Origin of the sequence: Collinsella sp. AF25-2LB (genome assembly GCF_003458415.1) — a bacterium.
Classification (GTDB): domain Bacteria; phylum Actinomycetota; class Coriobacteriia; order Coriobacteriales; family Coriobacteriaceae; genus Collinsella.
Window position 1 is genome coordinate 33,157 of record NZ_QRUF01000003.1, and the last position, 15,500, is coordinate 48,656.

The 15,500-nt window shown below is 60.4% G+C and carries 11 protein-coding genes and 3 tRNA genes; all 14 read left to right on the forward strand.

The window, feature by feature from the left end:
- Nucleotides 1–115 precede the first annotated feature (115 nt).
- A complete protein-coding gene (locus tag DWY51_RS02260) occupies nt 116–1,468 on the forward strand; it encodes an ATP-binding protein (protein WP_117769719.1) in 1,353 nt (450 codons plus the stop codon).
- A gap of 15 nt (nt 1,469–1,483) precedes the next feature.
- Nucleotides 1,484–3,208 (forward strand): DnaA ATPase domain-containing protein, encoded by a 1,725-nt coding sequence (locus tag DWY51_RS02265; protein ID WP_117769720.1) that lies wholly within the window; start codon nt 1,484–1,486, stop codon nt 3,206–3,208.
- A 238-nt stretch (nt 3,209–3,446) separates the two neighbouring features.
- Nucleotides 3,447–4,550 carry a DNA polymerase III subunit beta gene (dnaN, locus tag DWY51_RS02270; RefSeq protein WP_117769721.1) on the forward strand — a complete coding sequence of 368 codons (1,104 nt, stop codon included), beginning with the start codon at nt 3,447–3,449 and terminating at the stop codon, nt 4,548–4,550.
- A 9-nt stretch (nt 4,551–4,559) separates the two neighbouring features.
- Nucleotides 4,560–5,666 (forward strand): DNA replication/repair protein RecF, encoded by a 1,107-nt coding sequence (locus DWY51_RS02275; RefSeq protein ID WP_117769722.1) that lies wholly within the window; start codon nt 4,560–4,562, stop codon nt 5,664–5,666.
- A complete protein-coding gene (locus DWY51_RS02280) occupies nt 5,653–6,216 on the forward strand; it encodes a DciA family protein (RefSeq protein WP_117746866.1) in 564 nt (187 codons plus the stop codon). The genes DWY51_RS02275 and DWY51_RS02280 overlap by 14 nt, the downstream gene beginning before the upstream one ends.
- Before the next feature lie 105 nt (nt 6,217–6,321).
- Nucleotides 6,322–8,352 carry a DNA topoisomerase (ATP-hydrolyzing) subunit B gene (gyrB, locus tag DWY51_RS02285; protein WP_117769723.1) on the forward strand — a complete coding sequence of 677 codons (2,031 nt, stop codon included), beginning with the start codon at nt 6,322–6,324 and terminating at the stop codon, nt 8,350–8,352.
- A 41-nt stretch (nt 8,353–8,393) separates the two neighbouring features.
- Nucleotides 8,394–11,102: a DNA gyrase subunit A gene (gene gyrA, locus DWY51_RS02290; RefSeq protein WP_117769784.1), complete on the forward strand. Its 2,709-nt coding sequence runs from the start codon at nt 8,394–8,396 to the stop codon at nt 11,100–11,102.
- 298 nt (nt 11,103–11,400) lie between these two features.
- Nucleotides 11,401–11,477, forward strand: a tRNA-Ile gene (locus tag DWY51_RS02295).
- 67 nt (nt 11,478–11,544) lie between these two features.
- Nucleotides 11,545–11,620, forward strand: a tRNA-Ala gene (locus DWY51_RS02300).
- A 4-nt stretch (nt 11,621–11,624) separates the two neighbouring features.
- Nucleotides 11,625–11,701 (forward strand) — tRNA-Ile (locus DWY51_RS02305).
- A 159-nt stretch (nt 11,702–11,860) separates the two neighbouring features.
- Entirely contained in the window at nt 11,861–12,361 is a 501-nt protein-coding gene (locus DWY51_RS02310) for a bifunctional nuclease family protein (protein WP_117769724.1), read from the forward strand.
- A 30-nt stretch (nt 12,362–12,391) separates the two neighbouring features.
- Entirely contained in the window at nt 12,392–12,748 is a 357-nt protein-coding gene (locus tag DWY51_RS02315; RefSeq protein WP_117769725.1) for a hypothetical protein, read from the forward strand.
- Between the two features lie 30 nt (nt 12,749–12,778).
- Nucleotides 12,779–13,228, forward strand: a complete 450-nt coding sequence (locus DWY51_RS02320) for a hypothetical protein (protein WP_089572580.1) — start codon at nt 12,779–12,781, stop codon at nt 13,226–13,228.
- Between the two features lie 117 nt (nt 13,229–13,345).
- On the forward strand, nt 13,346–15,184 hold the full coding sequence (gene typA, locus DWY51_RS02325) for a translational GTPase TypA (protein WP_117769726.1): 1,839 nt from the start codon (nt 13,346–13,348) through the stop codon (nt 15,182–15,184).
- Nucleotides 15,185–15,500: the final 316 nt, after the last annotated feature.

Sequence of the window (15,500 nt, forward strand, 5' to 3'; positions counted from 1 at the left end):
ACTTTTCGTCCGTTTTCCAAAGTTTTCAACAGGTTTTGAAAAGTTGTCAAAAGATGAGAAACATTGCACGGTGAGCTACTATTTGTTCGAAACCTTTTGAAAGATTGCGAGCGGCATGTCTGACGACTTTTACACCATGGTCGATTCCGGAGACCCGGCACCCGACAACGAGCACATCACCGGCGTGCGCGAAGAGCGTGACGAAGGCGAGCAGACGACCACGCAGACGCCAAAAGCCACGTACGCCGCACGTATCGCCGTCTATGACGACATGCTGTCGACACCGCGTGTGATCGTCATTGAGCCGCAAGATGTCCGCACGTATTTGGAAGAGACGACCAACACCGTCTACCAGTGCATGAAAGAACAAGGTGGCCGCATCTCGCTCATGGTCATCCGCGAGATTGTCGAAAACTTTATCCACGCGCACTTTGCCGAGCCCATCATCTCGATTCTGGACGGCGGAGACACCATCCGCTTTGCTGATCAAGGACCCGGCATCGACGACAAGGAACGCGCTTTCGACTTTGGCGTCACCAGCGCAAACAGCAAGATGAAGCGCTATATCCGTGGAACCGGAGCAGGGTTTCCCATGGTGCAGGAGTATTTGGAAAACGCCGGCGGGGCCGTGTCCATCGAGGACAACATGGGCAACGGCACCGTGGTTACGGTAAGCCTGGACCCTAAACGCGTGCAGGAAATCGAACGCGCCGGCGGACGCGGTGCTGCCGTGCGGCCCGAGACGGAGCAGCCCACATATCCCCTGCCGGGAGCTTTTGCGCAGCAGCCCATGGCAACGCAACAGATGCAGCCCCCCGTGGGACAGATGCAGCAGCCCGGAATGATTCCTACACAAGAGCCCCAGGCGGCATCGATGTCGATGCCGCCAAACGCGCCAGAGGCCATGCCGCTGGCGGATCAGGATGCAGCAGCAATGCAGCAGGCGACGGGGGCACCGGGTGGCCAGCAAATGGGCTATCAGCCGTACCAACAGGGATATCCATATCAGCAGATGCCGCCACTGGGGTATGGCCAGCAGTTCCCGCAGCAGTACCAGCAGGGATATCAGCAGCCGTACCAGCAGATGCCGCAGCAGCAGTACAACCCCTGGGCCCAGCAGATGCCTCCGCAGCCTTACCAACAGTGGCCTCAAAGTTTTCAACAGCAAATGGCGCCGATGCAGAGTTCTCAACAACCACCAGCTCAAATGATGTATCCTAATGCAGCAAATCAGTATGCGCAGCCACAACCGGACGTGTTCGTAAGCGATCGCGGCAACGCCGCGCTGGGCTATCTGGCGCAAAATCAAGCGTGCGGTGCAACCGATCTGGCGAGGGCGTTTGGAAACTCGGCCCCCACTTGGTCACGCACGCTCAATGACTTGGCGCAGGCCGGCTTGGTCATCAAGCATGGCCAGAAATACCATCTGACCGAACTCGGCGCCGCTCGCGTGCGAGCTCAGAGCTAAAGAACGGGAGAGACAGTGGACGAGGAAGCAAGCATCATCCTGGGGGATGCCATCGCCTTTTGCCAGCGCGACGGCCAAGATGCACGCCTCATCAACATGCTGGGGCAATCGCGCGCCATAAGCCTGACCGAAGATACGCTCACGATCGAGGCCCCCTCGCGCTTTGCCATCGCGCAGCTCAAAAAGCATCAGCCGACCATTGAGGCCTATCTGGAAGAAATCGCCTTTGCACCGATTGCGCTCGACATCGTGGCACCGCAAGGCGCCGCGACGGAATCCGCTGCCGCGACGGCGCCCGGCGCTGCTCCCGCTGCTTCCCCGGCGGCGCCGGCCTCCGCAGGCGACGTGCCGACAATCGAGCACCAGCACAGCGATGTTTCCCGTGAAACCATGGCACCGTTGCCGACCGCCGCTGCGACGTCAACGAACGTACCCGTCACGCACATGCCCATCGCTCACGACGCAGCGGCGGGCGCGGATTCGGGCATTGCAATCAAGAACACGCTCTCGGCCGATGATTTTCGTCGCATGATGAACCAGATGAAGGGCGGAGCGCCGACTAAGTCCACGCAAGCTGCGACCCCCGCTTCACCCATGCCAGCACCGACCGTACCGGCCGAGCAGAATACGGATGGAGCCCCGCTCGCCGCGAACTCAAAATTTACCTTTGAGAACTTTGTCTACGGCCCCGAGAACAGCCATGCCTATCGCTCGGCACTCAAGTTTGCCGCCCTCGCGGACGAGCGCGGCACGTGCACATCACTGTTCATCTACGGCAAATCGGGCCTGGGCAAGACGCACCTGCTGCTTGCCATCAAAAACGAGCTCGCCGAGAAGTCGCCCGAGATCAAGGTCAAGTATGCCAACTCCCAGGCATATCTGGACGACCTGATGACCGAGTTCGACCGCCAAAAGAAGAGCAACGCCCCTATCATGCAGGCATACCACGGCGTGGACGTGCTCATCATCGATGACATCCAAAACATCATCGGCAAGCGCGCGAGCGTGGACTATTTTTTCCAGCTCATGGACGAGTTCATCCGCAACAACAAGAAGGTCGTCATCGCGGCAGACCGTGCCCCCAAGGACCTGAGCATGGACGAGCGTCTGACCAGCCGCTTCAACGCCGGCATGCTCTGCCTGGTCGCAGAGCCCAGCTACGAGATGAAATACAAGATCTTGCAGCGCTATTACGAGAACACCATCGTCGCCGCTCCCGAGGCAGGCGACGACTCGCTGCTGGCGGCCTATGGGGGCGACGGCGGACACCTGACCGACGAGCACTTTAAACACATGGCCGAGGTCTCGGGCACCAACATCCGCGAACTCGAGAGCTTTTGCGAGCGCTGCGCCGGCGAGGCGGGCGACCGCGAGCGCGAGGGCGGGGAGCTCACCTTTGACGATATCGACGCCATCGCCAGCCAGTACTTCGACACATCGGCCAAAAAGATCAACGTCCAGACGGTTCAGTCCGTCATCGAAGAGCAGTACGGCGTGACGCACGAGGAGCTCATCGGCCCGCGTCGCAACGCCAATATCGCCAAAGCACGCCATATCGCTATCTACCTGGCCATCGAGATGTGCGAGATGACGACCACGGCGGTGGGCGCCGAATTTGGCAACCGCAACCACTCGACCGTCAGCACGAGCTACAAAAAGGTCCAGAAGATGATCCAGGAAGACCGTACCGTCACCGAAGACCTCAAATCGCTGCGCGATAAAATTACACTGCGCTCGTAGGGAAATAGAGACACCTGTTGAAAACTTGTCGAAACCATGGGCATAAGGTGTCTAAAACCCAACCCGCGGTGGTGAAAAGTTTTGCGCAGGTTTTGAACGTGGAAAACCACCCCCGTTGCACACAGGTTGCTGTCGATTCTCTTTCTGGGTCTGACCTGCGTCTTTGGGAGTAATCAACAGTTTCGTCAGTGCTATTACTATTATTAAGATATTTATATCTAAAGAAAGGTATTAAAAGATGAAGTTCACCGTCAGCCAGAGCTCGCTTACACAAGCCATCGGCGTCGTTATGAAGGGTGTCGCTTCGGCGTCCACCCTTCCCATCCTGTCGGGCGTGCTCGTCAAGGCGCAAGACGGCATCTTGGAATTCCAGACCTCTAACTACACCATCTCGATCCGTCATCGCATCGCGGCGCATGTCGAAGAAGAGGGTGAGATGGTTATCCCCTGTAAGATGCTCTCCAATATCACCAAGACCCTCCCCGATGCCCCGGTCACCTTTGAGCTGTCCGAGCGCCAGGTGCTGATTAGTTGCGAGAAGAGCTCTTTCCGCCTGAACACGCTCGACGCCAATGACTTCCCCGAGTTTCCGGCCTATGCCATCGAGAGTGCCGTGGAGCTGCCGACCGATATCTTGTCCGAAATGGTCGGCCGCGTGTGGCGCGTCACCTCGACCGACAAGGCCCGCCCCATCCTGGGTGGTGTGCACATGAAGGTCGAGAACAACACCGTGCGCCTGGTGGCGACCGATTCCTTCCGCTTGGCCGTGTGCGATACGCAGGTCGAGACCTCGACCCTCGAGGGCTCCTTTGAGCTCAACGTTCCGGCTGACGCCTTTAACGACGCACTGAGCATCATGGCCAGCCAGGCGACCATCATGATCGGGGCTACCGACACCCAGGTCGTCTTCGAGGCCGGCAACACCACCTACGTGTCGCGCCGCATCGAGGGCGTGTACCCCAACTACAAGCAGCTCATCCCCGATTCGTGCGTGACGAGCGTCAAGATCGACGTCGCCGCCTTTAACGCCGCCCTCAAGCGCGTGGCCGTTATCGCGAGCGCCAATCCCGCCGTCAAGTTCGAGATCGATGTCGAGAACGGACAGATGGGCCTGTCCTCCATTTCCAATGACCAGGACCTTGCGCAGGAGACGATCGATGTCGAGGCCGAGGGCGAGTCGGGTACTATCGCCTTCAACTACCACTACATCTTCGGCTGCCTCAATGCCCTGTCCAAGGAGAAGGAGATCACGCTGGAGCTCAAGAGCTACTCGCAGGCGGGCATCTTCAAGTCCTACGACAAGATCAACTACCTGTACCTGGTTATGCCGGTCCGCATCTAGCGCTGCGCTATGACCATGTTCGCCCGCGATCTTTCCGTCGCGCACTACCGCAGCTTCGATAGTTATCGCCTTGCCCTGGACGAGGGCGTGACGATACTTGCGGGACCCAACGCGGCGGGAAAGACCAATCTCATAGAGGCGCTGCAGCTGCTGACGAGCGGCGCCTCGTTTAGACATCCGACCGCAGCCGAGCTCGTCCATGATGGCGTGGGCTCGTGCAAGGTCGAGCTGAGGCTCGAGGGCGACGGCCGCGTGCTTGATATGGGATTGAGCGTGGAGGACGGTAAGCGCTCGTTTAGCCGCAACGGCAAGAGGTGCTCTGCCGCCGGTGTGCGCGGGGCTCTGCCGAGCGTGCTGTTTTGCCCCGACCATCTGGACATGGTTAAGCGAGGCGCCAGTGTGCGCCGCGCCGCCCTCGATGACTTTGGCATGCAGCTGAGCGCACGTTATGCCGATCTTGCGAGCACCTATGGACGCTGCGTGACCCAGCGTAACGCCCTGCTCAAGGAGACCTGGTGCTGTCGCGAGATGCTCGGCGCGTGGAACGATTCGATTGCCCGCGCGGGCTCGGCCCTGCTTGTGCACCGGTTGGCCCTGCTCGACCGGCTGGCGGGCCATGTGCGCGCTGCCTACGGGCAAGTGGCATCCGGTGAGGCCGCCAACGTGACCTATACGTCCACGCTGGGGGATTTGCCCCAGGTCGATGATCGCGAAGAGCTGAAGGGCTGGGCGTACGAGCGCATGCTGGCTGCCCTCGATGAGCATGCCGACGAGGAAATTCGCCGCGGCGTGACGTTGGTGGGACCGCATCGCGACGAGATTGAGTTTACCGTGGCGGGTCGCTCCGCCCGTTCATTTGCCAGCCAAGGACAGCAGCGCACGCTGGTGCTGTCCTGGAAGGTGGCCGAGGTTGCCGTGGCTCGCGATGTCCTGGGCACCGCCCCACTGCTGCTTTTGGACGACGTGATGAGCGAACTCGACGGCGAACGCCGCGGTGCTTTTCTGCGGCTGATCGGCGATGATATCCAGACGGTCATAACCACGACCAACCTGGGGTATTTTACCGATGACCTGCTTGATCGAGCCAAGGTGGTGAGCATGGGTGAGACGTGCTAATTACGAGCGCGAGAGCGAAACGGTTGCCTTCAGTGGATTTTTGAACGCAGAGCGTCAGCGCATCCTGGCGGCCGCGACACCTGAGCGCCGCGCGCAGATGGAGGCTGCCGAGGAGTCGCGCGCGGTCTATCGCGCGTGGAACGCGGTGTGCTCGGGCACGCGCGAGGGGCGGCATGTGACGGGCTTGCGCTACCTGCCCGAGTCCAATGAGCTGCTGGTATATCTCGATTCGCCCTCGTGGACGCAGGAAATGACGCTGTTGCGCGAGATCATCCGCGCGCGCATGGAGCGCGCCGGTGCGCATGTGGACGGCCTGGTGTTCAAAACCACCGCGCCCGGTCACACGCCGCCCGCCGCCAAGCAGCGCCTGCGCCCGGCGACGACCGAGCGCCCGCCGGCCCCGCACGCCGACCTAAGTGAGGCCGAGCGCACCGAGATTGAGCGCCAAGTGGCGCCCATCGAAGACCAAAAACTGCGCGAGGCCCTCGAGAATGCCATGAGAGCCAGTGCCGAGTGGGCCAAGGGCGTAGAAAGCAAAAAAGAGCCTTAAATCGCATCTGGTGGCCTTGTAGAGCCAAATACCCTCGTTCCCGAGGGTATTTTTTTACGATAAACTAGTAAGGCTGTACACATTTTCTTGACTGAAGGAGGACGTGTGGCAAACGAAAACGATTACGATGGCGGCGAGATTAAGATTCTCGAAGGTCTCGAGGCCGTTCGTAAGCGCCCGGGCATGTATATCGGCTCGACGAGCGCCAGCGGTCTGCATCACCTGGTGTGGGAGATCGTTGACAACTCCGTCGACGAGGCCATGGCCGGTTTCTGCACCGAGATCCAGGTGACGGTCCACGCCGACAACTCCATCACGGTCGTCGACAACGGGCGCGGCATCCCCGTCGACGAGCACCCTGTTAAAAAGATCCCGACGCTCGAGGTCGTCATGACGATCTTGCACGCCGGCGGTAAGTTCGATAACTCGGCCTATAAGGTTTCGGGCGGCCTGCACGGCGTTGGCATCTCCGTCGTCAACGCACTGTCCAAGCGCGTGGTCGTTCAGGTTCGTCGCGACGGCAACACCTACGAGATGGAGTTCTCGCGCGGCAAGACCGTTAAGAAGATGGAGGTCGTGGGCACCTCGGATTCGACGGGCACCACCGTCACCTTCTGGCCCGACGACGAGATCTTCGAGACCTGCATCTACGATTTCGATACGCTGCACAACCGTCTGCAGGAGACGGCGTTCCTCAATAAGAACCTCAAAATCGTGCTGACCGACGAGCGCGAGGCGACTCCCCACGTGGAGGAGTTTTGCTACGAGGGCGGCATCATCGACTTCGTCAAGTTCCTCAATGAGGGCAAGGACGTCCCCGAGGCCTTTAAGGAGCCTATCTACATCGAGGGCAAATCGGACCCGGACGCACCTGTGGCCAAGATGGGCGAGGTCGAGGTTTCCCTGCAGTGGAATAGCGGTTACGGCGAGAACGTCATGTCGTTTGCCAACGACATCTACACCCCCGAGGGCGGCATGCACCTTGAGGGCTTCCGCACCGCGCTCACCCGCGTGATCAACGACTACGCGCGCAAGCAGAACCTGCTCAAGGAAAAAGACGCCAACCTGACCGGCGACGATGTACGCGAGGGCCTTTCGGCCGTTATCTCGGTCAAGCTGCCCGACCCGCAGTTTGAGGGCCAGACCAAGGCCAAGCTCGGTAGCTCCTATATGCGCGCGCTCACGCTCAAGATCGTGACCGACGGCCTCGCCGATTACTTGGAGGAGCATCCCAAGCCCGCTCGCGAGATCGTCAAGAAGGCGCAACAGGCCTGCAAGGCGCGCAACGCCGCCCGCAAGGCGCGCGAGGCGACCCGCCGCAAGAGCCTGCTCGAGACGGCGTCCCTGCCCGGTAAGCTCGCCGACTGCTCGGTGCGCGATGCCGAGCTGACCGAGCTCTTCATTGTAGAGGGCGACTCGGCAGGCGGTTCGGCCAAGGACGGCCGCCGCCGAGACATCCAGGCGATTCTGCCCCTGCGCGGCAAGATTTTGAACGTCGAACGCGTTGGTGACCATCGCGCGTTCTCGAGTGACACCATCCAGTCGCTGATTACCGCGATCGGTTGCGGCGTCACGACGAGTGCCGGCGACGGCGGCGATTTCGATATCACCAAGGCGCGCTACCACAAGATCATCATCATGACCGATGCAGACGTCGACGGCGCGCATATCCGCATCCTGCTGCTGACGTTCTTCTACAAGTACATGCGTCCGCTGATCGATGCCGGCTACGTCTATGTTGCCTGCCCGCCCATCTTTGGCATTAAGGTGCGCAACAAGATCCACTACGTGTATCCCAACGGCCGCCAGCCCGAAGACGAGATCCTGCGCGACACCATCCAGAGCCTGGGCCTGAACCCCGACGATAACGACGAGGACGGCAAGGCCAAGGACGGCAAGATCACCAAAAAGCGCAAGGGCTATACCGTCCAGCGCTACAAGGGCCTGGGCGAGATGGACCCCAAGCAGCTTGCCTCGACGACGATGGACCCCAAGACCCGCATCCTGCAGCGCGTGTCGATCGAGGACGCCGTGGTGGCAGACCGCGCCGTGCGCGAGCTGATGGGTTCCGAGGTCGGCTATCGCCGCGAGTACATTGAAAAACATGCGCATGACGCGCGTTTCCTTGACGCTTAAGAGGAGGTAACGTGGCAGACGATATCAACAATAACGAGGGTATGGACGAGGCCGGCGATGCCGGTATGCCCGATGATCTGAAGCGCCTGCTTGCCCGTGCTGAGCAGGGCGAGGACGGCGATCCGGACGCCTATAACCCCGATGCCGATGATGATGAGGAAGAAGACGACGCCGAGCTCGAGGAGAGCTTTGGCGAAGTCGACCGTGGCGCCTCGGCCGGCGAGGATATCAACGGCGGTCAGCTCCAGATTTCGGAGTTCGGCCGCGAGATGAAGCAGTCGTTCATCGAGTACTCGATGTCGGTCATCACGGCGCGCGCCCTGCCGGACGTGCGCGACGGCTTAAAGCCGGTGCACCGCCGCATCCTGTACGCCATGAACGAGAGCGGCATCTACCCCAACCGTCCGCACAAGAAGTCGGCCTGGACGGTCGGCGAAGTTATCGGTAAGTACCATCCGCACGGCGACTACGCGGTCTATGAGGCCATGGTTCGCCTGGCGCAGTGGTTCTCCATGCGCACACCGCTCATCGATGGCCACGGTAACTTCGGCAACATCGATGGCGACGGCGCGGCGGCCATGCGTTATACCGAGAGCCGCCTGGCAAAGCCCGCCATGGAGCTGCTGCGCGACCTGCAAAAGGATACCGTCGACTGGCAGCCCAACTACGACGAGTCGCTCGCCGAGCCCGTGGCGCTGCCCGCGCGCTTCCCCAACCTGCTGGTCAACGGCAGCCAGGGCATCGCCGTCGGCATGGCCACCAATATCGCCCCGCATAACCTCACCGAGGCGATCGAGGCCACCTGCTACCTGATCGACAATCCCGATGCCACCGTCGACGAGCTTATGCAGATCATGCCCGGTCCGGACTTCCCCACCGGTGCCATCATCATGGGCAGCGCCGGCATTAAGCAGAGCTACGAGACCGGCCGCGGCTCCATTACCGTGCGCGCCAAGGCTCACGTGGAGTCCACCAAGACCGGCCGCAGCCGCCTGGTCTTTACCGAGATTCCCTACATGGTCAACAAAGGCACCCTGCAGGAGAAGATTGCCCAGCTCGTCAACGACAAACGCATCGAGGGCATCTCGGATATGCGCGATGAGTCCAACCAGAAGGGCATCCGTCTGGTCATCGAGCTCAAGAAGGGCGTCATTCCGCAGGTCGTGCTCAACAACCTGTATAAGTACACCTCGCTGCAGACGACCTTTGGCGCCAACAACCTGGCGCTCGTCAACGGCGTTCCCAAATGCCTGAGCCTGCGCGAGATGCTGCAGCACTACATCGACCACCAGGTCGACGTCGTCACCCGCCGCACCCGCTTCGACCTTAAGAAGGCCCAGGCCCGCGCGCATATCCTTGAGGGCTACTTGATGGCTCTCGACCATATCGACGAGGTCATTAGCATCATCCGCTCCTCGCAGACCGACTCCGAGGCCAGCAGCCGCTTGATCGAGCGCTTTGGCTTTACGCCCGAGCAGACCACGGCCATCCTCGAGATGAAGCTGCGCCGCCTGACCGGCCTGGAGCGCGACAAGATCCAGGAAGAGTTGGACGGCCTGCGCCGCGCCATCGCCTACTACGAGGACCTGCTGGCGCATGAGGAGAAGATCCTGGGCGTCATCAAGGAAGAGATGCGCGAGATCTCCAAGAAGTTTGGCGATAAGCGCCGCACCGAGATCAGCCAGGTTGAGAAGGACCTGGATGTCGAGGACCTCATCGCCGACGAGGATATGGTCGTGACCATTACCCACACCGGCTATGTCAAGCGCATTCCGGTGGCCGCCTACCGTGCCCAGAAGCGCGGTGGCAAGGGCGTGTCGGGCGTCAACCTCAAAGAGGACGATGTCATCGATGAGATGTTCATCGCGTCCACGCACGAGTACGTGCTGTTCTTCTCGAGCAAGGGCAAGGTCTATCGCCTGAAGGTGCACGAGCTGCCGGTGGGTACGCGCCAGGCACGCGGTACCGCGATCGTCAACTTGCTGCCTTTCGAGGAGGGCGAGAAGATCGCGAGCGTCATCAGCTGCCGCGAGTTCCCCGCTAACGAGTACCTGATGTTTGCCACCAAGAGCGGCATGGTCAAGAAGACCGTGATGAGCGCATATGACCGCAGCCGTCGCGACGGCCTGATCGCTATCAACCTGCGTGACGACGACGCGCTGCTGAACGTGCGCCGCGTGCGCGAGGGCGACAAGATTATCCTGGCCACCACCGCGGGCAAGGCGATCATGTTCTCCGAGGAGCAGGTGCGCGCCACCGGCCGCGATACCAGCGGTGTTCGCGGTATCGGCATGAAGGACGGCGTGAGCGTTCTGGGCATGGAAGTCACTAACGGCAACGGCGATCTGTTCGTCATCACCGAGCGCGGCTACGGCAAGCGCACGCCGGTTGCGGACTACCCGGAGCAGAATCGCGGCGGCCAGGGTGTCTACACCATCCAAATGACCGAGCGTAAGGGTAACCTCGCGGCCATGAAGACGGTGGGCCCGCAGCACGAGCTGTTCATCGTGACAGAGGGCGCGACGGTCATTCGCGTCAAGACCGACGAGATCAGCCAGACCGGCCGCGCCACCCAGGGCGTCAAGATGATGACCGTCGACGACAACGACCGCATCTGCGCCGTGGCCCGCATGACAGCCGCCAAAGAGAAGCCCGAAGGCGAAGGTGTCGAGGCCGCAGCCGATACCGAAGAGGCCCCAGTCGACCTAGGCGACGGCAACGACATGCCAGAGGATCTCCTCGACGAGTAAGAGGCCCTAGCTGGTAGAAAATATCAGACCCCATATATCGGCGGTCGGCGCACCTGCGCGCCGACCGCTTTTTTGAAAACCTTGGGATCCCATGGTCGCTGGGCCGGCGAGATGGTTTTGGTTTGTCGCGAGTTCCGCACGCAAAGAAGGCCACTTAATGTGGCCTTCGTCTTGCGCAGGACTGTCCGAGCAGCAAACCAAAACCATCTCGCCGGCCCAGCGACCATCCCTCCCAAAGATTTTCAAAAAAGTTGTTGACGCGCGCGTAACGACTCGTCTAATATATCCCTTGCGCGATGGACCTGTAGCTCAGTTGGTTAGAGCGTCCGGCTGATAACCGGGAGGTCACAAGTTCGAATCTTGTCAGGTCCACCACTTTCTTTCGCAATAAACACCCCAGCGAGAGCCGAGTCGCCGCTGGGGTGTTTATTACTGTCTCCGTGGGGGTTTAGCTCAGCTGGGAGAGCGCGGGCTTTGCAAGCCTGAGGTCAGGGGTTCGATCCCCCTAACCTCCACCATGATGGACCTGTAGCTCAGTTGGTTAGAGCGTCCGGCTGATAACCGGGAGGTCACAAGTTCGAATCTTGTCAGGTCCACCATCAAAACTGTGAAGAGCCCTGGGGCGTTGCCTCGGGGCTTTTTTCTTGTCTGTGATAAATCTCATTTTGGTTTTGTGTTCTGTGCGAAAGATTGGGTAGTATAGCTATTCAATGCGGCGACCCTGCCGCGTGTTAACCGCTACATACCGGAGGTGTTCCATGGTTCGCGTCGACATAGAGACCATCGTCATGGCCGCCGGTCCCGTGCCATCGCTTATTGTGCTTCGCGAGCGCTGCGGCAAGTCGGATTCGACGGCGCCCCTGCGTTCGCTTTCCATTCAGACCGGCTCGTTTGAGGCCGCGGCCATTAGCCGTGGCATCGATAGCGGTCGCGCCGAGCGCCCGATAACGCATGACCTGCTGCTTGACACCGTCGATGCCCTGGGCGCCAAGCTCGAGCGCATCGAGATCGTTCGTGCCGAGCCGCCGGTGTTCTATGCGACGATTGTTGTGCTGGTCGATGGTGACGAGCGCAAGATTGACGCCCGCCCCAGCGACGCCATTGCCCTTGCCGTGCGCAGCAATGCCCCCATGTTTGTGGAGGACGACATCATGAATCGCCTGGGTACCGTTTCTGCCCATGCCGAGGAAGTTGACGACGAGCAGGAGTTCGAGAAGTTCGACGAGTTCGTCCATACGCTCTCCCCCGATGATTTCTAAATGTCTGGCACGCGAGCGGAGAGGTCGCTGATGGGTACCCGCGTATCGGCTGAGGCGGCGGCCATTGCGCGCGAGGCCCAGATGCGCTCGGAGGCTTCTGAGGCGGCTCGCATTGCCTATGTGACGCAGGCCCGCACGCTTCGCGAGCGCCGCGGCTCGTTTATCAAGATGGTTGTCGTCTCCGCCCTTGTCGCGGTAATCTGCTCGCGCCTTCGTGGTACAGTTGGTGCGCTTGGGTTTTCGATTTCAACAGGCTTGGTAATCTGGGGTGTGGTCGATGCGGTCATGCTGACCAACCAGATCAAGGTACTCGACAAGCGCGCGATGGATATGATGCGCGCCCGCGACGCTGCCGCCAAGATCGCTGCCGAGGCACAGGAACTGTAACGACGCCAGACTCGATGGGAAGGTCTAAAGATGGCACAGGATATGCAGGACGCCGGTAACGTCTCCGCCGAGCTCGACGCCATGGTGTGCGATCTGATCGGCGCGTTCTTGGACGACCTTGCCGCCGGCGAGAATCCGGGCGTAGTTGTGGCGATCGAGGACGCTGCTTCCAACCGATATCTGGCGGCGCTCGACGAAGATGGCGAGGAGGCATGCCTCGAGGCTGCCACCAACTTTATCTCCGAGCACAAGATGGGTCTTAAGGACGAGGGGCTGGGCCGCATCGCCCGCTATGCCATCGGCTACACCGGTTGTGTCGAAATTGACGGCGGCTATCACGACGCCCTGCTCGTGAGCTTCTTCGAAACCACGCTCGAGAGCGGTTTTTCGGCATACGTGCTGTATGAGGGCATGGGTGCCGGCGATGGTTTTATGTGGAGCGACCCTGAACCTGCAGGTGAGGAAACCCCTCTCATCTAAAATCGCTAAAATAAACGAGTTTTCGGTAAAAGGCTCAATATTCCCGCTGAGCGTTGTGTCGCTGGGCGGGCCGCATACGCGTGCCGTTTGTATATGGATAGAAGATAGGGGAACTACATGCGCGTAGACAATCTGAGGAACATCGCCATCATCGCCCACGTCGACCACGGCAAGACGACGATGGTCGACAAGCTCCTGCGTGCCACGGACGCCTTCCGTGCCAACCAGCAGGTCGAGGACCGCGTCCTGGACTCTAACGACCAGGAGCGCGAGCGCGGCATCACGATTCTCGCCAAGAACATCTCTATCGAGTACAAGGACGTCAAGATCAACGTCATCGACACCCCGGGCCACGCCGACTTTGGCGGCGAGGTCGAGCGCGTGCTGCGTATGGCCGACGGCGCCCTGCTGCTGGTCGACGCTTTTGAGGGCCCCATGCCCCAGACCCGTTTCGTGCTGCGTCACGCTATCGACACCGGCCTCAAGATCATGATCGTCATCAACAAGATCGATCGTCCGGGCGCCAACCCCGAGAAGGCCTACAACGACTGCCTGGACCTCATGGCCGACTTGGGTGCCACCGACGACCAGCTCGAGTTCGCCATGGAGCACGTGGTCTACGCCAGCGCCATGAATGGCTTTGCCCGCCTTGACCCCAACGACGGCAACATGGACATATACCCGCTGCTCGACATGATCATCGACGACATGCCCGCACCCGAGGTTGACGAGAACGCCCCGCTCGCCATGCAGTGCGTGACCATCGACCACTCCAACTTCGTCGGCCGTATCGGCATCGGCCGCGTGTACTCCGGCACCATCCACCAGGGCGACCAGATTCTGGTTGTCAAGAACGACGGCTCCAGCGCCACCGCTACCGTCAAACAGCTCTTTACCTTCGACTACCTGGGCCGCACCGAGTGCCAGGAAGTCGGCGCCGGCGACATCGCTGCCGTCGTGGGCATCGACCGCACCGATATCGGCGATGTCTACACCGATCCCGAGAACCCCGTTGAGCTCGAGCCCATCGAGATCGACCCGCCGACCCTGTCCATCGTCTTTGAGGCTTCGACCTCCCCGCTCGTCGGTCGCGACGGCGACATCGTTGGTGCCCGTCAGCTCAAGGAACGCCTGTTCAACGAGGCCGAGAACAACGTGACCATGAAGATCGAGGAGCTCGAGGACAAGAGCGGCGTCGAGGTCTCGGGTCGCGGCATCCTGCACCTGTCCGTTCTGATGGAGTCCATGCGTCGCGAGGGCTTTGAGTTCCAGGTTGGCCGTCCCCGCGTTCTGTTTAAGAAGGACGAGAACGGCAACAAGATGGAGCCCGTCGAGCAGGCCGTCGTCGAGTGCCCGGACGAGTACTCGGGCAAGGTCGTTGAGGTCTTCGGTACCTCCGGCGGCATCATGACGAGCATGGATACCTCGGGCATCGTGACGCACCTCGAGTTTAAGATCCCGACCCGCGGCATCATGGGCCTTAAGAACCGCATCATGAACGTCACCCACGGCGAGGGCGTGTTCTACCACACCTTCTTGGAGTATGGCCCCTACGCCGGCGAGATCGGCAACCGTCAGAACGGCGCTATGATCTCCATGACCACCGAGAAGGCCGTTGCCTACGCCCTGGGCACGCTGCAGGAGCGCGGCCAGCTGTTTGTTGAGCCGGGCACCGAGTGCTACGAGGGCATGATCGTGGGCGAGCGCAGCAAGGCCGGCGACATGGTCGTCAACATCGCCCGCACCAAGAACCTGGGCAACCAGCGTTCTTCGACCTCCGATATCTCCGTCCAGCTGGTGCCGCCCCGCACCTTCTCGCTGGAGGAGGCGCTGGAGTACATCGCCGACGACGAGCTGGTCGAGATTACCCCCAAGAACATCCGCCTGCGCAAGCGTCTGCTCAACGCCACCGACCGCAAGAAGGCTGCCGTCCGCGCCGGTCAGGTCAACAAATAAGCGCTGGGGCTTATAACCGCCAATAAGAAAGGGCGTCGACCGCGATGGTCGGCGCCCTTTTTGGTGCAAGGGGGACGGGTCCGTTTGCACCACGGTGGAGGAGGTTATCCCCCCCCCGGCTGTTTTTCAGGCAAAGTTAAGTTGTTTAAACATATACACGAATCATTGAAATACAACCGCTTTGATACAAAACTGTCACAGGTAAATATCAACTGGTATTAAATTAAAAGACCTCTTTACCTGCGGTTTACATGACTGGTATCTATATTGTATTTTATGCATTGTGGCATAGACGAACCGTCTTAGAAGTTGCTCC